The 22,061-nt window shown below is 53.2% G+C and carries 21 protein-coding genes and 1 tRNA gene; 9 read left to right on the forward strand and 13 right to left on the reverse strand.

The window, feature by feature from the left end; all coding sequences use genetic code 11:
* Positions 1-4: 4 nt before the first annotated feature.
* Together BUA28_RS13965 and thiS are read right to left on the reverse strand one after the other, a co-directional pair.
* Positions 5-817, reverse strand: coding sequence for a thiazole synthase (locus BUA28_RS13965; RefSeq protein WP_072768730.1), 813 nt, complete (start codon positions 815-817; stop codon positions 5-7).
* Between the two features lie 2 nt (positions 818-819).
* Positions 820-1,062: a sulfur carrier protein ThiS gene (gene thiS / locus BUA28_RS13970; protein WP_072768731.1), complete on the reverse strand. Its 243-nt coding sequence runs from the start codon at positions 1,060-1,062 to the stop codon at positions 820-822.
* A gap of 380 nt (positions 1,063-1,442) precedes the next feature.
* Here thiS and BUA28_RS13975 point away from each other — a divergent pair.
* The 4 genes from BUA28_RS13975 to BUA28_RS13990 all read left to right on the forward strand — a co-directional run bounded on the left by BUA28_RS13975 (position 1,443) and on the right by BUA28_RS13990 (position 4,864).
* Positions 1,443-1,516, forward strand: a tRNA-Gly gene (locus BUA28_RS13975).
* Between the two features lie 13 nt (positions 1,517-1,529).
* Positions 1,530-3,104, forward strand: a complete 1,575-nt coding sequence (locus BUA28_RS13980; protein ID WP_072768732.1) for an AsmA family protein — start codon at positions 1,530-1,532, stop codon at positions 3,102-3,104.
* A complete protein-coding gene (gene mutY, locus BUA28_RS13985; protein WP_072768733.1) occupies positions 3,101-4,195 on the forward strand; it encodes an A/G-specific adenine glycosylase in 1,095 nt (364 codons plus the stop codon). The genes BUA28_RS13980 and mutY overlap by 4 nt, the downstream gene beginning before the upstream one ends.
* Positions 4,196-4,240: 45 nt before the next feature.
* On the forward strand, positions 4,241-4,864 hold the full coding sequence (locus tag BUA28_RS13990) for a 5-formyltetrahydrofolate cyclo-ligase (RefSeq protein ID WP_072768757.1): 624 nt from the start codon (positions 4,241-4,243) through the stop codon (positions 4,862-4,864).
* A 134-nt stretch (positions 4,865-4,998) separates the two neighbouring features.
* Here the strand turns inward: BUA28_RS13990 and rapZ are convergent, their stop codons facing one another.
* The 11 genes from rapZ to BUA28_RS14050 form a co-directional block, all read right to left on the reverse strand.
* A complete protein-coding gene (gene rapZ, locus BUA28_RS13995) occupies positions 4,999-5,838 on the reverse strand; it encodes an RNase adapter RapZ (protein ID WP_072768734.1) in 840 nt (279 codons plus the stop codon).
* Between the two features lie 43 nt (positions 5,839-5,881).
* Complete coding sequence (gene hprK / locus BUA28_RS14000; protein ID WP_072768735.1) at positions 5,882-6,841, reverse strand: HPr(Ser) kinase/phosphatase; 960 nt, start codon at positions 6,839-6,841, stop codon at positions 5,882-5,884.
* Positions 6,842-6,923: 82 nt separating this feature from the next.
* Positions 6,924-7,256: a ribosome hibernation-promoting factor, HPF/YfiA family gene (gene hpf / locus BUA28_RS14005; RefSeq protein WP_072768736.1), complete on the reverse strand. Its 333-nt coding sequence runs from the start codon at positions 7,254-7,256 to the stop codon at positions 6,924-6,926.
* 19 nt (positions 7,257-7,275) lie between these two features.
* Complete coding sequence (locus tag BUA28_RS14010; RefSeq protein WP_072768737.1) at positions 7,276-8,745, reverse strand: RNA polymerase factor sigma-54; 1,470 nt, start codon at positions 8,743-8,745, stop codon at positions 7,276-7,278.
* 49 nt (positions 8,746-8,794) lie between these two features.
* Positions 8,795-9,517, reverse strand: coding sequence for an LPS export ABC transporter ATP-binding protein (lptB, locus tag BUA28_RS14015; RefSeq protein ID WP_072768758.1), 723 nt, complete (start codon positions 9,515-9,517; stop codon positions 8,795-8,797).
* A 28-nt stretch (positions 9,518-9,545) separates the two neighbouring features.
* The gene (lptA, locus tag BUA28_RS14020) at positions 9,546-10,160 is read right to left on the reverse strand and encodes a lipopolysaccharide transport periplasmic protein LptA (protein WP_256325275.1); all 615 of its coding nucleotides are present in this window, start codon (positions 10,158-10,160) and stop codon (positions 9,546-9,548) included.
* Positions 10,144-10,716, reverse strand: coding sequence for an LPS export ABC transporter periplasmic protein LptC (lptC, locus tag BUA28_RS14025; protein ID WP_072768738.1), 573 nt, complete (start codon positions 10,714-10,716; stop codon positions 10,144-10,146). Before lptC ends, lptA begins: the two co-directional genes overlap by 17 nt.
* Positions 10,713-11,237, reverse strand: coding sequence for a KdsC family phosphatase (locus BUA28_RS14030; protein WP_072768739.1), 525 nt, complete (start codon positions 11,235-11,237; stop codon positions 10,713-10,715). Before BUA28_RS14030 ends, lptC begins: the two co-directional genes overlap by 4 nt.
* Before the next feature lie 569 nt (positions 11,238-11,806).
* Positions 11,807-12,751, reverse strand: a complete 945-nt coding sequence (gene ispH / locus BUA28_RS14035) for a 4-hydroxy-3-methylbut-2-enyl diphosphate reductase (RefSeq protein WP_072768740.1) — start codon at positions 12,749-12,751, stop codon at positions 11,807-11,809.
* A gap of 344 nt (positions 12,752-13,095) precedes the next feature.
* Positions 13,096-14,157, reverse strand: coding sequence for a cobalamin-binding protein (locus BUA28_RS14045; RefSeq protein WP_072768742.1), 1,062 nt, complete (start codon positions 14,155-14,157; stop codon positions 13,096-13,098).
* Between the two features lie 85 nt (positions 14,158-14,242).
* Positions 14,243-15,364 carry a 3-deoxy-7-phosphoheptulonate synthase gene (locus BUA28_RS14050; RefSeq protein WP_072768743.1) on the reverse strand — a complete coding sequence of 374 codons (1,122 nt, stop codon included), beginning with the start codon at positions 15,362-15,364 and terminating at the stop codon, positions 14,243-14,245.
* A gap of 320 nt (positions 15,365-15,684) precedes the next feature.
* On the opposite strand from BUA28_RS14050, the gene miaA reads away from it, so the two are divergent.
* From miaA to BUA28_RS14075, 5 genes are all read left to right on the forward strand, one after another.
* Positions 15,685-16,608 carry a tRNA (adenosine(37)-N6)-dimethylallyltransferase MiaA gene (gene miaA, locus BUA28_RS14055; RefSeq protein ID WP_218587274.1) on the forward strand — a complete coding sequence of 308 codons (924 nt, stop codon included), beginning with the start codon at positions 15,685-15,687 and terminating at the stop codon, positions 16,606-16,608.
* Positions 16,609-16,669: 61 nt separating this feature from the next.
* Positions 16,670-17,038: a BON domain-containing protein gene (locus BUA28_RS14060; RefSeq protein WP_072768745.1), complete on the forward strand. Its 369-nt coding sequence runs from the start codon at positions 16,670-16,672 to the stop codon at positions 17,036-17,038.
* A 64-nt stretch (positions 17,039-17,102) separates the two neighbouring features.
* On the forward strand, positions 17,103-19,463 hold the full coding sequence (locus BUA28_RS14065) for an acyl-CoA dehydrogenase (RefSeq protein ID WP_072768746.1): 2,361 nt from the start codon (positions 17,103-17,105) through the stop codon (positions 19,461-19,463).
* 41 nt (positions 19,464-19,504) lie between these two features.
* Positions 19,505-21,346, forward strand: a complete 1,842-nt coding sequence (locus BUA28_RS14070) for an AMP-dependent synthetase/ligase (RefSeq protein WP_072768760.1) — start codon at positions 19,505-19,507, stop codon at positions 21,344-21,346.
* 146 nt (positions 21,347-21,492) lie between these two features.
* Complete coding sequence (locus BUA28_RS14075; protein WP_072768747.1) at positions 21,493-21,909, forward strand: acyl-CoA thioesterase; 417 nt, start codon at positions 21,493-21,495, stop codon at positions 21,907-21,909.
* The last annotated feature ends 152 nt before the right edge of the window (positions 21,910-22,061 follow it).

Raw genomic sequence — 22,061 nt, forward strand, 5'->3', positions numbered from 1 at the left:
GTGATCAGGATTTGTCTCTGTCTTTTTGCTGATGGCTGCCGGCAATGGTCCCCTCGACTGGCGAACTGGGACTGGCATTGTAAAGCTTCTTGGTCATGCGTCCAGCCAGATAGGCTTCGCGACCCGCTTCTACCGCTTTTTTCATGGCGGAAGCCATCAGTACCGGATTGCGCGCGGCAGCAATTGCAGTGTTCATCAGAACACCGTCGCAGCCTAGCTCCATAGCAATAGCCGCGTCCGAAGCCGTGCCGACACCCGCATCCACTATTACCGGAACATTGGCATTTTCTATTATGATTTGCAAATTCCAAGGGTTAAGAATACCCATGCCGGAACCGATCAGCGAGGCCAACGGCATCACCGCCACACAGCCGATTTCTTCCAGTTGCCTGGCTGCGATAGGATCATCCGAGGTATAAACCATTACCTGGAAACCTTCCTTTATCAAAATTTCGGCAGCTTTGAGGGTTTCCATCATGTTGGGGTAGAGGGTTTTCGGATCACCCAGCACCTCCAGCTTTACCAGCGTGTGGCCATCCAGCAATTCGCGCGCAAGGCGCAAGGTGCGCACGGCGTCTTCCACCGTGTAGCATCCGGCTGTGTTGGGCAACAAGGTATATCGGGATGGTGGCAGCACGTCCAGCAGGTTTGGCTCATCGGGGTTCTGGCCGAGATTGGTCCTGCGAATCGCTACCGTTATAATTTCCGCACCGCTGGCATCAACCGCTGCGCGAGTCTCGTCAAAATCCTTGTATTTTCCAGTGCCTACCAGAAGTCTGGAAGAGTAAGCCTTGCCAGCAATGATGATATTGTCCACCCTTAGCCCCCACCTACGGCCACGACGATTTCAAGCTGATCGCCTTCCACCAGGATGGGCTGGTCGAACTTGCTGCGAGGGATGATTTCGCCATTTCGCTCTATGGCGATACGCTTGCCCTGCAATCCCATGTGCTCCAGCAATTGTGTTACGTTCAGCGCCACAGCATCTGTGTCCCGAGTTCCTGTTTCCGCAGGCGAGACGGGAAAGCGCTGGGGTTGACCATTAACGATAAGTTGTATCATTTTTAAAAGTCGCTTGAAGCGGATACGCTGGGATTAACTGTGACTTGGCTTGAGCAATAACGTTCTTTTTAATGCAGGTCTAATGCAGATCTAGCAGGTTTAATGCAGATTATACGGTGGAGCAGCCTCATAGTCGACAATGAGGACTTCTATACGTTCGTTTTTGACTTACCCTGCCTTTACCTCGACAGCTTACACCCGAGAATGCGCTTTTCCCGAGAATCGGCATTGAATATTTGCCGGTATCTCAACGACTACAGTTGATGCTTGATCAAGAAACCGATTATAGGGACGCCATGGCTATGTATAGCGTTTTTGTCATTCCATCTTACTACTATAGCGGCTATGACGACGTTTCCATCGTATAATTCTCCCATGAAGCGGGTGTAGCTCAATGGCAGAGCAGAAGCTTCCCAAGCTTACGACGAGGGTTCGATTCCCTTCACCCGCTCCACCTTTCCCGGCCTATGAACCGTTATCCCAGATATGTTTTAATCATATTTTCCGTTACCCTGACGATTGCGCTGCCCGGTCTTGCCATATATATTGCCGCGACCTTCGACCCTAACGCCTACAAGCCTCAGATCATCCAGTTAGTGAAGGAGAAAAATCAGCGCGACCTCAAGCTCGATGGCGATATCAAGCTCACGTTTTTTCCCAGGCTCGGCGCGGAGATCAATGGCCTTTCGCTGAGCGAATATCAAAATGACGAAGAGTTTGCCTCTGCGGAGAACATTCTGGTATCTCTCGCGTTTTTTCCCTTGCTCAGGAAGCAACTGGAACTGGATGAGATCGTGGTAACGGGACTGAAAGCCAATCTGATCCGTTTTACGGATGGGCATACGAATATTGATGATTTGCTCGTTAAAAGCGACGAGGCGAAACAATTCAAATTCGATGTTGGTCGCGTTCGCGCGGAAAAAAGTACGCTCATTTTTCGCGATGAAGTCAGCCAGAAGCAGTATATATTCGGTGACCTCAATCTCAAGGCTGACAAGATCGATGTCAGGTCCAGTTCGGTGGATGATGTTATTCGCAGCAAACTGAAATTGACGTTCAGGATGAATCAACCTGAACAGCCTGAGATCGACCAGGCCATCAGGCTGTCATTTGATTTAACGCTGGATGCAGCCAATCAATATTACGCCGTGAGTGGCCTGAACCTTGAGAGCAAGGGAACAATTAACGGGATCAGTCACCTCGTGATTAATTCCACCGGTGATTTCTCCGCGCGCTTTGCTGCTGCTGGCGCGGTTGGCGACGAGTTCACGGTCACAGGGCTGACTCTCGGCATGACTGGAATAAGTGGGGGAAATAACCTCGATATGCAGTTGGACGCACCGCGATTAAGCTTGAATGGAAAAAAAGTAGCCAGTGAGGGAATCGTTGCGGTGCTGAAAATTATCGGCTCCGGGGGTAACACCAATGGTAATTTTTCTCTTTCAGGCGTGAACGGTACGATAAGCGATTTCAGGAGCAGCGCGCTAACGGTTGAGCTGGAATCACACAAAAAGGAGAGAGTCGTCAAGGCCATGCTTGCTTCTCCGCTCGCCGGCAGCGTGACTGCTCAGCAGCTGGACTTGCCGGATTTGGTGGCAACTATCGATGCCGACAGCTTCGGCGCGTCGGATGGGCTCCGTGGTAACCTGAAGGGTAGCGCTTCAGTGGATGGCCTGGCCCAAAATGCACAGATGCAGTTTAATGGCAGACTGGGGGGCAGCGATATCAAAGGGAATTTGGAAGCAAGCGGTTTAACTCCGGGCTTACCTCAGCCCGTTCTCAATTTTTTGGTGGATATCGGCCAGCTTGATCTGGATCGCTTTCTGGCGCCCCAGCAAAAGCAGCAGGGGGCAAGAAAGTTTACAAAAAAAGTTGCGAGCACAAAACGTGTGGATGAAACGCTCGACTTATCCTTATTCGATGATCTGGAGGATTTGAATATCCAGGGTTCGATCCGGATCGGCGTACTGAAAGCCGCTAACGTCACGTCGTCCGGTGTGAAACTGAATATCAGGACCGGTCAGTATCGGGACCACCATTGAACTCTTTTGCCACAAAGCTGATCCACTGGCAAAAAGATCATGGCCGCCACCACCTGCCTTGGCAGAACACCCGCGACCCGTATGCAATATGGCTGTCTGAAATCATGCTGCAACAAACGCAGGTGAGTACGGTTATTCCTTACTACCTGCGCTTCCTGCAATGCTTCCCCGATATCAAAAGCCTTGCTTCGGCATCCCTCGATGATGTGCTGGCGCAATGGAGCGGGCTCGGTTATTACTCGCGCGGAAGAAATCTGCATCGGACTGCGTGTCTGGTTATCGCAGACCATGGAGGCGTCTTTCCTCGAGACGTGGAAGTGATCCAGCAACTGCCCGGCATTGGACGCTCTACTGCTGCCGCAATTGCCGTGTTTGCTTATGGGCAACAATGCGCGATACTCGACGGTAACGTCAAGCGTATTTTTGCTCGCTACTTCGGAATCGATGGCTATACCGGAGAGAAAAAGAACGAGATCCTACTGTGGCGAAAAGCTGAGGAATTGCTGCCCGGCGAAGACGAGAGCAACGCCGAAAACGGGATCGAAGCTTATACCCAGGCGCTGATGGATCTCGGCGCCACGATTTGCACTCGCGGCAAGCCCAAATGTTCGTCATGCCCCTTGCTACGGGATTGCATCGCGTTCCGGGATAACCGGACGGATAAGCTCCCGGTTCCGAGGCCGAGAAAGTCGCTACCGGAGCGGGAGATGGCAGTTCTGATGCTGATGAAGCAGGGGCGGATTTTTCTGGAAAAACGCCCGGCCGTGGGAATCTGGGGCAATTTATGGTGTCTGCCCGAAATGTCGGTGAGCGAAAGTGCAGGCGAACATTGCATGCGGCGTTTTGGCATGAAAGTAGAGCCATTGGCGCAGATGCAGCCGTTCGATCATACCTTTACTCACTTCAGGCTGCGGATTCATCCACAGCCACTGCAAGTGGTTTCATGCCCCTCAGCCGTAACGCCGGACGGGAGCGAAAGCTGGATAACGTTTGATGACGCACTGAAGGCAGCCATTCCTTCCCCCGTCAGAAAACTGCTCATGCAATATGCTGCCCGTGATCATCACACACCCGTCGAAAAGCAGTTGTGATGGAAGGAAACCAGGTATCGCCTTCGCAGATAGCTCTTCAGAATGATGGATAACTGGCAAGAGTGGAGAAAGCAGCAGCGCGCCGAGCTGATGGTACGCAGGGAATGCGTCACGGAAGGGGAGCACCGCCGCTGGAGTACGGCTATTACGGCCTTGCTGGAACAGGGCTTTCCATCCTTGCAACAAAACGTTGTGGGGTTTTGCTGGCCTCATCGTGGCGAATATGATCCGCGCGCCCTAATGGATTTTATCCGGGAACGTGGTGCGACGCTTGCACTGCCCGAAGTAGTGAATAAAAAGGAACCGCTGCGTTTTCGCAAGTGGTGGCCAGATGCGCCGATGAAAAGGGGAGCCTATGACATTCCGGTACCGGATAACACCTGCCTGGTAACGGTGGGCGCGCTGGTGATCCCAATGATAGGCTTCGACGAACTGGGCTTCAGGCTGGGATATGGCGGCGGTTATTTCGATCGTACCTTGATCGCGATCACTCCGCGGCCCTTGGCCATCGGCGTAGCCTTCGAAATTTTGCGGATGCACAGCGCGCATCCGCAACCGCACGATATTCCAATGGATTTTATTGTAACCGAGGCCGGAATTTATCGGGTAGCGACAACCGGCCTGATGTTAATTTCTCCCGAGGAATGCGCGGCAGAGACACTTCGGTAGGCTCATAACCAGCGATGACATTCAGCCCGCAACGCTGCGCGCAAGCTTATGCATATTTTCCATATGGGTTGAAGAAGACGATGCGTCGCTCGTACCGGAATGAGCTTGCGCTTTCTCCTTCCTCTTCAGAAGCCCTACACATCAAACTCCCTGTGCCGTACCAAAACCTGGTTGTTTCCGCAAAAATATCGCGCCAACCGTTCGGCGAAATAAACCGAGCGATGACGTCCGCCGGTGCAACCGATACTCACAGTCAGGTAATTGCGATTGTCGCGTACGAAGCAGGGTAGCCAGTCATCCACGAATCGCTTGATGTCCTCAAACATTTTATTGACGCTGGCTTGTGCATCAAGGTATTCAATTACCGCGCCATCTTTTCCGGTAAGAGGCCGCAAAAGCGCCTCGTAATGCGGATTGGGAAGACAACGTATATCGAATACCATGTCGGAATCCAGAGGAATGCCATGCTTGAAGCCGAAGGATTGGAACAGAAGAGTCAGGGATGCATGATCCAGACCTACAAAATCCCTTATCCATGCGCGCAATGAACTGGCGCTCAAATCGCTGGTATCGATGCGGTTCGCGAGATCGTGTATGTCACGCAGCATTTCGCGTTCCAGCTCTATACTTTCCCGCAAAGTCGAGTGGTTATCGCTGAGTGGGTGGCGGCGTCGGGTTTCCGAAAAACGCTTTACCAGCGTATCGGTTTTAGTTTCAAGGAACAGCAGGTGCACTTCCATTCCCTGCCGCCTTAGATCGGCCAAGCGTTGCGGCAACAGATGCAAGGTTTCGCGGCTCCTGGCATCGATACTGACCGCTACGCGCTGGTGTCCGGATTCCTTCAAATACACCGTCACTTCCGGCAGCAGGTTTGCTGGAAGATTGTCCACGCAATAGTAGCCGCTATCCTCGAGAACGGTAAGGGCGATACTCTTGCCGGAACCGGAAAGGCCGCTAATGACGATCAGCTGCATTTCTCGAATACAAGGGGAGAATTAATGGTTCCCGCCCTGCAATTCAAAGTTCATTTTCATGCTTTTGACCATTTTCCATTTCCTGTTGATGTCGCGCAAAGAATTCCTGGGCGCTATCAATACCACGAAGTTGCAGAACATAATTGCGTACTGCCGCTTCTACCAGCACGGCCAGATTTCGTCCAGCGGCAACCGGGATGATAACCTTGCGGATATTGACGTCCAGGACGCTTTCAGTAACATCGTTGATCGGCAGTCGTTCCATCGCGTTGAAATCAGTGCTGCTCGGTTTTTGCAAATGCACGATGAGCTTCATGTTTTTTTTCCGGCGTACCGCGGTCTCGCCAAAGATAGTTCGAATGTTCAGCATCCCCAGTCCGCGCACTTCAAGAAAATCACGCAAAATCGGAGGACAGCATCCTTCCAGCGTTTCTGGCGCAATTCTATAAAGTTCCACGACATCATCGGCAACGAGCCCATGGCCCCGGCTCACGAGTTCCAGCGCCAATTCACTTTTGCCCACGCTGCTTTCGCCGGTGATCATTACGCCCATTCCCAGAACGTCCAGCAGTACGCCATGGCGGCTACAGGAGGGCGCAAGGACGCGCCCCAGGTAGGGGCGTAACGTCCAGATCACTTCCAGGCTGGAGTAGGGTGAACAGAAAAGGGGAGTGCGGGTGGCATCTGCCAAGGCTCTTATCGAGTCTGGCACTGAGCAGCCGCCCGCAACGATAATGCACAAGAGGTCGCTTTGTGCGATCTGCTGCATACTCTGTGCCAGGGACTCGGCACCAAGGGTGTTGAGATACTCGGTTTCGGTCTGGCTCAGCACCTGTATCCAGTTAGGATGGATGAAATTGAGGTGACCGATCATTCCCTGTGTCGAGCGGGCAACGGCTTCCGCGTCCAGATACCGGTCGCCACCGTCTTTACCGGCCTCCCAGGTCAGGCTCAGCTTTGACTGCTTATCTTCAAATAGCTGTGTAACGTTAAATCGAGGCATTCTGGCTTGCATCTTCCAGGTGATAGGACCGGGGAACAACGCTTCCGCTTATCTTGCAGTGCTAAAGTCCTGATGGAGTCGATTATTCAGGCTGTTCGACATCCCGATTCTTTAACACACCGATATTACGATGGCTTTCATTTTTTTCCTTGTGCTTGAGTATCTGGCGATCAAGCTTATCCACCAGGTTATCGATGGAAACGTACATATCGGAACCGTCGGCCTCGACAAAAATATCCTTGCCTGGCACATGGACATTTGCTTCAGCCTTTTGCCTGAGCTTTTCCACCGATAGAATCACGTTGATATCGATAACGTAGTCGACATGACGCATAACCCGGGTCAGCCTTGAAGTAACGTAATCGCGCATCGCAGGGGTAATTTCTATGTGATGACCGGTAAGGTTGAGATTCATCCTTTCTCCTTGGCTTGGATTAAAATGATTTGCGAAGATTAACGGGGGGAATTTGTATGGATTCCCGATATTTTGCCACGGTACGGCGGGCAACCATAATTCCCTGCTGCCCCAGAATTTCTGAAATCTGGCTATCGCTCAGCGGCTTCTGCGCATTTTCGGCGTTTATCATTTGCTTGATCAGAGCACGAATTGCGGTGGCGGAACAGGCGCCGCCGGTGTCGGTCGCTACATGACTGCCAAAGAAATACTTTAATTCGAATATGCCCCGTGGCGTCCGCATGAATTTTTGCGTCGTTACCCGCGAAATCGTAGATTCATGCAAGTCAAGCGTATCCGCAATTTCCCGCAATACCATGGGGCGCATGGCGACCGCGCCATGCTCAAAAAACTGTTGCTGGCGTTCGACAACTGCCGAGGATACCTTGAGTATCGTGCTGAAACGCTGATGTACGTTCTTGATGAGCCATTTCGCCTCATTCAGATGGCCCGATAGGCCTCGTGCGGAATCATCATGAGAACGTTTCAGGATATCAGCATAGAGCCGGTTGATTTTCAGGCGGGGCATTGCCTCAGGATTAAGGCTGGCCGCCCAAGAACCGCTGATCTTTGTCACAATGACGTCGGGTATGATGTAACGGGCGACTGCGGAACTGAATGCCATGCCGGGCCTCGGGTTCAACCGGGTAATCAGTTGCTGAATCGATCGCAGACATTCATCATCACAGTGCAGCAGCTTTTTAATGGCGGCGAAATCCCGGGATGCCAGACTTTCAAGATCGTCGTTCACCAGGTGCAACGCCTGATCCAGGTAAGGAGTACATTCCGGCAACGCATGCAATTGCATGAGCAGGCATTCCCTGAGGCTACGCGCCCCAATGCCCGGAGGATCCATGCGTTGCAACTGTTCCAGAGCATTGTGAAGATCGTCGATGTCTATCGCGAGCTCGGGCGGCAACAGTTCAACGAGCTCTTCAAGATCCTGTGCAAGATAGCCGTCGTCATCCAGGCTATCGATCAGTAAACCAACGATTCTCCTGCCGCGCTCCGGGATCTGGCTAAGGCTTAGCTGCAGGTTAAGATGCTCACGCAAGCTGGGCGGTTCTGCCGCCTGTTGCTGAAAATCCCGCTCGTCGTCGTCATCCCGCGTGTTGCGAACGGCTCTATCGTCCGAGAACCAGTCTGACTCATCAGTCATCTTTCTCGTATCGGAGCTGTCCTCGATAGGAAGCAATGTCGCACCGGCTTCATCCGGAATCTCAATCAGATCCGATAAGGGCTCCGCCCGAATATCGATGGGCATATTCCGATAATCGATGATATCGCTGCCAATATGATCGTCAAGCTCCAGAAGGGGATTTTCTTGAACCATACGTTCTATTTCCTGGTTCAACTCGACCGTGGAAAGCTGTAGCAGCCGTATGGATTGTTGCAATTGCGGAGTAAGCGTCAAGTGCTGTGACAGCTTAAACTGGAGAGTAGGCTTCATAATTTGGAATACCCACGGTAAGGCAAGATTCGTGCGGACCGAATCTTTTTCACAGCTTGAAATGTTCCCCCAGATATACTTTTCTCACATTTTCATTATAGATGATTTCCTCAGGATTTCCGCTAGCCAGGACCTTTCCTTCACTGATGATATAGGCGTGATCACAAATTCCTAACGTTTCCCTGACATTATGGTCTGTAATGAGCACACCGATGCCACGCTCCTTGAGGAACCCGATAATTTTCTGGATATCCAGCACAGCAATAGGATCCACACCCGCAAACGGCTCATCCAACAGGATAAAGCGCGGCTGCGTTGCAAGCGCGCGCGCGATTTCGACACGGCGGCGCTCGCCCCCGGATAAGCTGATTGCCGGATTGGTCCGTATATGACTGATGTGCAGATCATGCAGCAAATCGTCGAGCTGCTGCTGCATTTCATCGCCCGTATAATTTTTCAGTTCCAGTACTGCCCGAATATTATCGGCTACGGACAGCCGCCTGAAAATTGAAGCCTCCTGTGGCAAATAGCTTAAGCCAAGGCGCGCACGCAGGTGCATAGGCATCTGGCTTAAATCGCCATCGTCCAGGGATATGTTGCCCCCATCCAGCGGCACCAACCCTACCATCATGTAAAAACAGGTGGTCTTGCCTGCGCCATTGGGGCCCAGCAGGCCGACCACTTCACCGCTGCTGACAGAAAGTGAAACATCTTGCACCACCGTCCGGGATTTATATCGCTTTTTTAAATTAACGGCTTTTAATTCGCTCATTTTTTTGGAATCGGGGCGTTGGTCGATTTCATTCATCTTTTTCAGCGGCTGGTTTCGGCTCCTTCTTCTTCGGCTGGATAACCAACCTCACTCTCCCCTCGGAATGGCTCTGAGCGCTCGTATCGTTGTTCCCGGTCACCTGAAAAAACTCATTCAGTGCATCGTAAGAAATATAATCGCCATGTACTTCGTCCTGACCACGTCTCAGTCTCGCCTTCTTGAAGAGCTGCACCTTATCCGCCTTGGCGTCATATTCCATGCGCTCGCTCCAACCCTCGACGTACTCGTCCTTGCCATCGCGCTTTTGACGGAAACTGGCAAGATTACCGAAAGCCGTGGCGTGCTGAAAACCGTTGGCGTCTTCTTTTACCGTCATCTTGTCAGCGCGAATAATCAGCGTGCCCTGCGTGAGGACTACATTACCAATGAAAGTAGCAAGCTTGTTGGCATCCTGGACAGTGGCCCGGTCAGACTCCAGATGAACCGGCTTATCGCTATCCGCCCGCTCCGCCAGTACCGGTCCTGTAAACAGCAGGGAAGCAAAAAATATAGTAAAAAATATCCCGCCCCGTCCGATGTTCGCAGCGGCTGCCGTCGAATTCGCATGGCGCTTGCCGAGGGCTTCCCTAGCGTGCATTGTCATGAATAACTCTTACGCGTGAGAACAACTGGATGATATTGGTGCGGCTGTTCATTTCCATGCCGACTGCGTTGATAACAGATTTTTTTTCGGTAATAACCACGGGCTTATCGGTTTTGGCGATGTCATCATCGGGAATCAAGTGCAACAAACTGGTCGTCATGGTTGTCTCGCTCCGGCCTTTGGCAGCGTTCCTCAATACCATAACGTTACCCGTGAGATAAATGTCTTCGTTGTTGCTGGACATCTTCGCTTTATCCGCTTTTATCTGCAGTGCCGGCTTACCGGGTTCGGTGTTGATAAAAAGGGGTTGTTCCAGATCAGTAGTATCGTCGTCCGGGTAATGGATCATTTCCTTCGCTACAAGCATCTGGCGCGCAAAACCATCCTGATCCGTGCGAATGGCCGAGAAGTTTTCCACCATGTAATCGGGGGTACGGCCAATTTCGTTGTCTTGTGCTGGAGAAGGCGTTCGTACCGACTGGCTCAGCCAGAATAACAGCGCCGCGAGCAGAGCGAGTAGAATGAGAGGAAGCCCGGAATACAGGCGGGCGATCATTTAAGGTACATCGCCAATTGAGCGTTCAACGTGTCCTGCGCCTGCATGACCCTTTCGCATACCTCGCGGACTGCACCGCGCCCGCCCTCAAGACGCGTAACGTAATGCGCATGCTTCTTCACCAGAGAAGGCGCTGCAGGGACAGAGAAAGCAAGACCGCAACGTAACATCACCGGTAAATCTATCAGGTCATCCCCCATATACGCACAAGCCGAAGCATCCAGCTCCTGTTCCTCCAGCAGGGTCTCGAATACAGGCAATTTAGTTTTTGCCCCCTGATAAACGACGGTCACGCCCCAATCTTTTGCCTTCAGTTCGACGCAGCGCGATTTTCTGCCAGTGATCAGCGCGATTTTGACGCCGCTCGCCTTGAGCATTTTCAGACCATGGCCATCATGGCTATTGAATGCCTTGATCTCCTCGCCGCCATCTGTGAGGAAGAGAGTACCATCGGTAAGGACTCCGTCCACATCGAAGATAGCCATACGTATCTTCCTGGCCCTTTCCTGTATGTGTTGCATCAATATTACAACGGCCGATTGCCCGGCCGACCTGGATAAATAATTAGTTTTTTTTGATGTGTAACAAGTTGCGTACCGCCATCAAGATTCATATAAGCCGGAATCTTGCAATGCGTTCTCCCTGCCTCCCTTCTCCTGGCCGTCGCGGCATATAACATTTGTCCAAGCCATCCTGTTGGGATAGATGGCGCGCACGAAGAAGAAGATCTGGATGAAGACTTCTCGCCCCAGATAATTCTGCCAATAAATATTCTGGAATCAAATGGATGCTAGAGGCACAGGAACGTGGCAAACGAGCAGTCACCTCAGCGGCAGCTTGCCATATTCTGACGGGGGATAAACATCTCGCACTGAGAATAAAATTATTCCCGATAAGAGCCGATCCAAATAAACCGCCCGAGCCCTTTATCTTTCAGTCCTGCGAAAGCGACAAGAAAGCGAAAACGCAGATGCAATAATATGACAACAATGAAGCGGGACGGTTCGCCGGATAACGCCGGCATCGCACCGCTACGCTCGCCCGATCAAGATGTTTGCCCGTGAAAAAAGGTTCCAGTTCCTGGCTGCGATTAATTTTTAGGCAACGGAAACACTACCGACTCAACCACGCCGCTCAATTCCTCTACGACCACGTCTCTTCCTGCTTGTCCTGCTCCTATCTGTCTTAGCCGTGAAATTACCTCCTGCACCAACACTTCCGGCGCCGAGGCGCCAGCGGTGATACCGATCTGGTCTTTTCCTTCCAGCCACTTCTCCTGCAATTGCTCGGCACGATCTATCATATAAGCGTCAACGCCGGCATTTCTCGCGACTTCACACAAGCGGTTAGAGTTAGAGCTGTTGGGTGAGCCGACAACGATGACGAGATCACACTGCTTGACCATCATTTTCACTGCATCCTGGCGATTTTGCGTCGCATAGCAGATGTCGTCTTTTTTTGGCCCGGTAATTTTTGGAAAGCGTTTTTTCAAGGCCTTGATCACTCGCGTTGCGTCATCCACCGACAAGGTCGTCTGGGTAACGTAGGCCAGATGAGTCGGGTCTTTGACCAGTAAATTCTCGACATCCTCTTCTGTCTCCACCAGGTACATGCAAGGACCGTCTCCTTCGGCCTGGCCCATCGTGCCCTCAACCTCCGGATGACCCGCGTGGCCGATCATGATAATTTCTCTCCCTTGCTCCCGCATCTTTGCCACTTCAATATGAACTTTGGTCACCAGCGGACAGGTGGCATCGAACACTTTGAACTGTTGCGCCTCGGCTTCTCGTCGCACTTCGTGAGAGACCCCATGCGCACTGAAAATCAGAATACTGCCAACGGGTACTTCGTCGAGATTCTCGACAAATACAGCTCCCTTTTTTTCCAGGTTCTCCACCACGAAACGGTTGTGCACCACCTCGTGGCGCACATAAATCGGCGCACCATGCATTGTCAACGCACGTTCGACAATTTCGATTGCGCGATCGACGCCAGCGCAGAACCCGCGGGGGTTAGCAAGTAATACCTTGATCATTATTCATTCTCCATAAAAACGATTCCATCAACTGGCCGTTGTCGGCGATATCGTTTGTTGTTCAGCGTTCATTTATGGCACATACGCGGACGCATGCGCGGATAGGGAAATCGGTAACCCATGCAAAAAGCCGGACCCTTATTTTAACAGCCTGTCGGACTTGAAGGAAATCGGCTGCAAAAGCGTCTGGCCGGTTCATATTTCGCCGCTTTTTCGGCCAATAGAATAACCATTGGCCTTCAAAACCCTCAAAATCTGCCATCGCCCAAACACTTTTTCGCTTCGATTCTTCAAGCCCGACAGGCTGCCAGAGCATTCATATAATTCCTCAAGATAACTTTCTGTCAATGAAATCCGGCTCCATTTGTATTAAGCGTTTGAAAACCTGCGCGTATCATTGACCGTTCATCATTTTGCCGCATCATCTTTTTTTCCCGGCTTGACCGGACGCTCTCCAGCTGCGCACACACGGTTTCCGCAGCCTGCAATATACGAACTGTCTGGCGATGCAAGAGATCCGGGTGCACGAAAAACAAATGATCGCTTCGGACAGCCTGAATATGCGGGAATCGACGAAACAGCGCCTCTACCCCCGTTTCAGCCGGCCCCAGCGGTACACTGCTGATGATGGCATGGGGATCGGCTTCCAGCAGGTTTTCCGCAGATATCACAGGCGTTAACGAAGACGCGGACTCGAAAATATTGACGCCGCCACAAATGTTGATGATATCGCTGATGACGTGTTTACCGTTTACCGTCATCAGCGGCTGATGCCAGATTAACTGAAATACGCTAATTTTACGCCGGTCGCCATAATTACGCTTGATTTGCTGCAATTCCTCTTCATAAGCGCTTGCCGCAGGTTCCGCTTGCGCTGCCGTTCCCGTCAACTTGCCGATTGTCCGCAACAGCCGCGGAATGTCTTCCAGCCTGGTTGCCTCGGCGGCAAAAACGGTCAAGCCTAATTTCTCCAGTTTCTCGATATCCGACCGCCCATTACCGCTACGCCATGCAATCACGAGATCTGGCTTGAGCGTAATGATTCTCTCCAGATCAAGACTGGAAGAATCGCCTACGTCAGGAACAGACTTGGCCGCGTCGGGAAAATCGCTGTAGCGGCTGGCGCCTACGAGTTTATCGCCAACGCCGGCTGAGAACACCAGTTCAGTGATATTCGGGGAAAGCGAGACGATACGGCTGGCGAATCGATCCAGGCGGATATCGTGTCCTCGATCATCGACCAGGCTGATTGGGAAAGGGGAGGACGCAGAAAGCGACGAGGTTTTCTCTGCAGCTTGAACAACGCCAGCGATACCGATACCGGTAGAAGGCGACACCCACACCGGAAACACAAGCAGCAGTATTAAAACATTATGCCGTATTTGTTTACGGAATTTGCGGGACATGGGAACTAGAAGTGAGCAGGCTTCCGAAGCGGAGCTCACAGACCGGAATTTTTAGACAATTCCCTGGAAAGAAGACGAGGGGAAGCTATTCATCCTCCTGATAACGTCCAGCCAGGGCCACACGCTGTTCGTACGCCTCACGCGCGATTCGGACATCTTCCAGAAAAAAGGGCAACTCCCTGATCAGCATTGCCTGGGGCCCATCCACCAGCGCTTTCCCCGGCACGGGATGAAAATCCACCAACACCATATTAGCGCCCGCGATCACTCCCTGGGCGGTCACGTGCATGATATCGAGTATGCCATCGGGCGAAGCAGCGCGCAGGCCGACGGAATGCGAGGGGTCAATGCAGACCGGCATGCGTGTGAGGCGCTTCACTACCGGTACATGCGCAAAATCCACGAAGTTACGATGAGGATCCGCCATGTTGGTTTTCATGCCCCGTAAGCCAAAGACGACTTTGCGATTACCCTCGGACGCCAGGTATTCCGCAGCGTTCAATGATTCATCGAGCGTAATGCCGAAGCCGCGCTTGAGCAATACCGGAAAATCCTGCTGGCGTCCGACGATTTTCAGCAATTCGAAATTCTGTGTGTTGCGCGTCCCTATCTGCAACATGACGCCGGTGGAGTTGCCCGTCCGGTACAGGGCCTCGCAAATCTCTTCCACGTGGGATTCATGAGTAATCTCCATGGCTATCACTTTGATGCCATATTTCCCCGCCAGCTCGAAAACATAAGGCAAGCAGGCCTTGCCATGGCCCTGGAACGAGTATGGGCTGGTACGCGGCTTATAGGCGCCCATACGTGTGCATACCTGGCCGTTATCCCTTAGCGCTTGCATCATCAGCTCGACATGCTCCAGCGTATCCACGGCGCATAGTCCGGCGAAAACGTTCAGCGTATCCTGCCCGAAGCGCACGCCGTTATAGTCAAAGTGGGTAGGCCTGTGGTCGTCCTTGTGCCGCCCGAGAACGCGATACTCCTCCGAGATCCGGACTACCTGCTCGACACAGGGCAGATTTTGCATTTCCTCGATTAGCAGGGCCTTGGTGTTTCCGATCAGATAAACTTCGGTAAGCGCCTGCTCGATACCCACTTCAGTATGTACACGCGTGGAAATACCGGGCAGATTGGCAAGATGCGCCAGCAACTGTTTGAATTCGGGAGTATCAGGCCGAGTATCCGGTCTCAGGACAAGAATCATGGAATAGTATCGGGTGTCGACAAACCGGCGGGCGCGAAAAGGTGAGCGCGAAAGGCGTGACGTGTGGGAAAAGTGGAATTCTAACCGAAAAAATCCACCCTTGCCATTCAATCGAATATGGCGTTTAATGATTTTTTCATGGCGTCACCAACCTCCTTCTTAAATCCTTAAACCCGGAATTTACAAAAAAAACACAAAATGGCCGTGATCGCCGTGCGATCAAGAATATGAGCCGTCCTCGCCCCGTTTACCCGTTGACAGAACAAAGCGTAAAACTTGAAAGGCCCGAAGCCGCCACCTTTCCCCCTGTGATTTTTCTGATGGGGCCTACCGCAAGCGGCAAAAGCGGCATAGCGCTGGAAATCGCCCGGCATTTCCCCGTGGAGATCGTCAGCGTGGACTCAGCCCAGGTCTTCCGGCACATGAATATCGGCACCGCTAAACCGGACGCTGAATCCATGGCGTTCATACCACACCACCTCATCGACCTGATCGAGCCGCATGAGTGTTATTCCGTGGCTCAATTCGTCAATGACGCGCTTGTCGCAATGCACGAAATTACGGAGCGGGGCAATATTCCGTTGCTGGCGGGCGGCACGATGCTTTATTTCAGAATGCTGCTGGAAGGTCTTTCCGCTCTCCCTCCCGCAAACAGCAGCCTGCGCCGGCAGATCGAAGCCAAAGCGGAACAGAACGGTTGGCACGAAATGCACAATGAGCTGTTACAGCTTGATCCGGCAAGCGCGGCGCGTATCAAGCCTACAGATAGCCAGCGCATACAGCGCGCGCTGGAAGTGTGTTATTTGGCCGGCAAACCCATGTCGGAGATTTTGAAGAAGCCCAGAAATGCCGGCCTTCCCTATCGCGCGATCAAGATTGCTTTGATTCCCGGCGACCGGGGAGCACTGCATCAGCGCATTGCGCAACGTTTCGAGGCAATGCTCACGCTGGGATTAATCGATGAAGTTCGGGCAATCCGTGATAAATTCTGCCTGAACGATGCAAGCCCTTCGATGCGTTGCGTTGGGTATCGGCAAGTATGGATGTATCTGGAAAAGGAAATCAACGCCGCAACAATGCGCGAAATGGCGCTGGCTGCTACGCGGCAATTGGCAAAACGACAACTCACCTGGCTGCGTTCCATGAAAGAGATGCGGGAATTCGATTGCCTGGCAGAAAATTTGCCGGAGCAGGTGCGCGGGTACCTCGCAGACACTGGCTTAAAAGCTGCGACGGTTTCATAATCACGGGGTTGTTACATCTAATTTTAATTTTTTTTGGATCCATTCTGATAAGGAAAACAAAATGAACGATAGGCATAAACTGGTTATCTGGACATTAATCCTCATCGGCGCCTTGTCCACCGCGGGATGCGGAAAATCGGAGGAGAGGGTGCACGAGTCCTGGGTGGCTCCTCCAACCGCGGAGGGGGTGGACGACAGCACTCTCAACAGCACGATAAAGGCAGCGCTACTGGCCGATCCCGACGTCAGGCATCTGGATGTCAGGGTAGAGGCACATAACGGCGAAGTCATGCTGAGCGGTATCGCAGATAATCAGACACAGATGGATCGTGTCAATATGCTCACCTGGATGGTGGACGGCATCAAGAAGGTGGATAATAAGATGAGCTTGCGAAATAGTGGAAGCGAGACTGCGGCCGCAGCTGATTGATCTCATCCGGCATCCATAAAAATACTCGGGTACAGTCGTTGCAGACCTACGCAGGAAAATTATCTTGACCGCTTCCCTGCTTACGACGCTGGTTCTGCTTATTGGCGTTATTTTTTTCGTCCCGGCCGTTCGCCGCGCACTTATTTCGAACCGGCTGCTTAAGGTTTTTCGAAAAATCCTGCCGAAGGTTTCCCAAACCGAACAGGAAGCGCTGGATGCCGGAACCGTGTGGTGGGATGGCGAGCTGTTCAGCGGCAAGCCAAACTGGAACAAGTTGCTGGCTTATCCCAAACCAAAGCTCAACGCAGAGGAAAAAGCCTTTCTTGCCGGTCCGGTCGAGCAGTTGTGCGCCATGCTGGACGAGTGGCATATTACGCGCGAGCTGTATGATCTGCCACCGCACGTCTGGCAATTTATCAAGGACAACCGCTTTTTCGGCATGATCATTCCCAAGGAATATGGCGGCCTTGGCTTTTCAGCGCTGGCGCATTCCGAAGTAGTCATGAAGATCAGCTCGCGGAGCGGCACGGCGGCGGTGTCGGTCATGGTGCCAAATTCGCTGGGGCCATCCGAGTTGCTGTTGCAGTATGGCACGGAGGCGCAAAAGAACCATTATCTGCCGCGCCTGGCAAAAGGGCTGGAAGTGCCATGCTTTGCACTTACCGGGCCTGATGCCGGGTCGGACGCAGGCGCAATACCGGATTTAGGCATTGTCTGCCATGGCGAATACAACGGCGACGAAGGTGTGCTCGGCATGAGGGTTACCTGGGAAAAACGCTACATCACGCTGGGCCCGGTGGCGACGCTCCTCGGGCTTGCATTCAAACTGCAGGACCCGGATGGGTTATTAGGCGACCAGAAAGACCTCGGTATTACGCTGGCGCTGATCCCCACCAATACACCGGGCGTCAACATCGGCCGGCGCCATTTTCCGCTCGATGCGGCTTTTCAGAACGGCCCCAACTCGGGAAAAGACGTCTTCATCCCCATGGAATGGGTAATCGGCGGGCGCGAAGGAGTGGGTAGCGGCTGGCGTATGCTGATGAACTGTCTTGCGGTGGGGCGTTCGATCTCGCTGCCCGCGACCAGCACCGGCGCGGCCAAGCTGGCGGCGCGCACCAGCGGGGCTTACGGCAGGGTCCGGGTGCAATTCAAGACGCCGATTGGACGCTTTGAAGGCGTTGAAGAAGCGCTGTCACGCATCGGCGGCAATACATACATGATGGATGCGGCGCGGATGATGACGGCGGGAGCAGTCGATTTGGGCGAAAAGCCCTCGGTCATCTCGGCGATCGTCAAATATCATCTTACCGAGCGCGGGCGCCAGGCGATTAACGACGCGATGGATGTGCATGGCGGCAAAGGCATATGCCTGGGACCCAGCAATTACCTGGGGCGCAACTATCAGCATATCCCCGTCAGCATTACGGTGGAGGGAGCCAATATCCTTACTCGTAATATGATTATTTTCGGTCAGGGGGCAATACGCTGCCACCCTTACCTGCTGGAAGAAATTCGCGCAGCCAATGATGGCGATACCGTGCGTTCTTCAGTGCAATTCGACAAGGCGTTGTGGGGACACATTATCTTTACATTGGGGAACGGTTTGCGTTCCTTGTTGCATGGACTCACCGGTGCATCTCTCGCCAGTGCGCCGGGCAGCGTGGGCACCGAAATGCAGCGTTATTACAGTCAACTGACGCGTTTCTCCGCCGCTTTCGCTTTTCTTGCCGATATCTCCCTTCTGGTCTTGGGCGGCGCGCTGAAGCGCAAGGAAAGACTGTCCGCCCGGCTTGGCGATATTCTCAGCATGCTTTATCTATGCTCGGCGGTGCTCAAACGCTTCAAGGATGACGGCAGGCCCTCAGCTGATTTACCGCTGGTGCATTGGTCTGTTCAGGATGCGCTTTATCGCATGCAGGAAGCATTTGACGGCGTGCTGGATAATTTTCCTGGCCGTATTCTCACCGCGCGCCTCCTGCGGTTTGTGGTGTTCCCGCTGGGCAAGCCATTCTCTCCGCCCCCAGATGAGTTAGGACATCAAATCGCCACGCTGATGCTGTCACCAGGAGAAGCGCGAGACCGCCTGACCGCGGGTATATATATGCCTACCTCGGCCGACGAACCGCTGGGCATGCTGGAACAGGCGCTTCAGTGCGCGGTCGTGTGCGAAGCAGTGGAAACCAAATTGCGCGCCGCCGTCAAAACAGGCCGGATTCCCGCTCAGGGCGATGAGAGAATTGCGGATGCGCTCAAGCAGAGAGTTATCACCGCAACCGAACTGGAGTTGATGGGAAAAATGAAATCCATGCGCCGCCGCGTGGTCATGGTGGACGATTTCCCTGCGGATTTTGGCCGCGCATCAGGCGGAACATCAGAAACTGCGCCAGCCCAACCGGTGCATGAGGCGATAATAAGCCGTTAACCCTATCCGGCCCAACAAAAATACATCGGTGAAAGCCAATGATGCAAACCAAACCGCGTAATCTTACGGATGTTATCCCGGTGGAAGCCGCCAGAACGCTTGACGGGTTGTTCCGCGAGCGGGCGCGTCGCTCGCCCGAGGCGGTAGCCTATCGGGATTATGACCGCTCCAGTGGTAAATGGCGCGATCTCACCTGGAAACAGATGGATGAGCGCATCACGCACTGGCAATCTGCCCTCACGCGAGAAAAACTCTTGCCTGGCGACAGGGTCGCGGTGATGCTACGAAACTGCCCGGAATGGGTGATATTCGAGCAAGCCGCGCTAAGGCTGGGGCTTGTCGTCGTGCCACTTTATACAGCCGACCGGCCCGCGAACGCTGCCTACATCTTGCACGACGCAGGCGTTAAAGTATTATTGCTCGAAGAACTGGCCCAATGGCAAGCGTTTCATGAAGTACGGGGTCAGATTGCCCATCTCCTGCGCGTCATTACGGTTCAGGGAAGTCCTGGAGAAAAAGACGATGGCCTCGTGCTTGCCCTGCATGACTGGCTGCCAGACTGGCCGTTGGACGATCCGCAAAGAAAAGCCGAAGAGGTGGAGGATACAAGCCGCGATCAGCATCAACTTGCCACCATCATATACACCTCCGGCACCTCCGGCCGCTCCAAGGGGGTGATGCTGAGCCATTACAATATACTTACGAATGCGCATAGCTGCCTGCAAGTGGTGCCCATCATGCAGGACGATCTACTGCTTTCATTTTTGCCGCTGTCGCATACGTTTGAGCGCACTGCCGGTTATTATGCTCCGATGATGCGCGGTGCAACGGTGGCATATGCCCGCTCGGTTCACCAACTGCAAGAAGATCTTTTGATCATCCGGCCCACTATTCTTGTTTCCGTCCCGAGAATTTATGAGCGAGTCTATGCCGGCATTCACGCCAAGCTGGCGGCAGGTTCGGCTTTGAGCAGAAAACTGTTCAATCTGGCGGTTGACACCGGCTACAGCCGCTTTGAGTATCAGCAGCAGCGGGGTCCCCGGCTTTTTTCTCACATGTTATGGCCACTGCTGGAAGCCCTGGTGGCGAAGAAGGTAATGAGCAAGCTGGGCGGACGTCTACGCGAGGCGATGAGCGGCGGCGCGGCGTTACCGACAAAGGTTTCACGGGTATTTATCGGTTTGGGCCTGCCCATCCTGCAAGGCTACGGTATGACAGAGACCAGCCCGGTCGTATGCTGCAACACCATTGAGGACAACCTTCCGTCGAGCGTAGGGCGTCCCATCCCGGGAGTAGAGGTGAAACTCGGCTCAGACGACGCTTTGCTGGTTCGCGGCCCCAACGTCATGCTCGGTTACTGGAACGATCCAGCAGCCACCGAGGCAATAATGACGCCTGACGGGTGGCTCAATTCCGGCGATATCGCGTGTATTGATGAACAAGGCCGGGTGACCATCACTGGTCGCCTGAAGGAAATCATCGTGATGTCCACCGGCCAGAAAATTCCCCCGGCGCCCATCGAAGCGGCGATTCTGCATGACTCGTTATTCGAGCAGGTAATGCTGATTGGAGAAGGCCGCCCGTATCTAAGCGCGCTGGTGGTTCTGAACACCCGCAATTGGGAAAGCATTTCGGCGCAATATAATCTTGACAGCAATTTGCGCCGGCTGTCGCAAGACCAGAAGCTCGAAGAAATCCTCGTGGAGCGCATCACCCGTCAAATAAAAGAGTTTCCCGGTTATGCCAAAATATATCGCGTGGCGCTGGCGCAGGAGCCATGGTCTGTCGAGAACGATATGCTGACGCCTACGTTGAAGCTGCGTCGCGCGCAGGTGCTGAGCCGTTACCAGGCCGAGGTGAGCAGGCTATATGCGGGGCATTAGGAATCGATAGGTGGCGTGCCCGTATGTCACCCGGGGCGCGAAGACTGGCGCCAAGCAGGTCGGGCTTCGCCCGACGATTAAAAAATAATATCGTGCATAGCCCCACTGACTGGCCAAAGCTGGCAATTTAAACCCTGGGATGGAAAATGAATACCGACACAGAAACTCATACATCGCTGCCCGAGGGGCTCGATCCGATACTGCGCCTCGTGCCGATGCCAACGGACACCAATTATGCCGGGGATGTATTCGGCGGCTGGATCATGGCGCAGGTGGACATTGCGGGGAGCCTTCCGGCAATACGCAGGGCTCGTGGGCGTGTTGCCACCGTAGCCGTGAATTCCTTCGTGTTCAAGCAGCCGGTATTTGTCGGGGATATCGTGAGTTTTTATGCCAAGATCGTCAAGGTAGGCCGAACTTCCATCACGGTGGACGTCACTGTCTATGCACAACGGGGTCTTCGTCACGGAATCGATGAAATATGCTGCAGGGTGACCGATGCAGTCCTGACGTACGTCGCTGTGGACGAGAATCGCAGACCGCGCGTCGTTCCACAGGAATAACGGTTTTGTTCAAAAACTCGAGATTCTTGTAGCTCATTTGCCGATTACCGGCAAATGAGCTCAGCGAATAATATTCAAGAAATTGTTCTCGCCGAGCGGCCGGTAATACGATACCTTGATGTAATGGGTAAGGGTTTAAGGAGTAAGCAGGC

The sequence above is a fragment of the Nitrosospira sp. Nsp11 genome, from assembly GCF_900142705.1.
Classification (GTDB): Bacteria; Pseudomonadota; Gammaproteobacteria; order Burkholderiales; family Nitrosomonadaceae; genus Nitrosospira.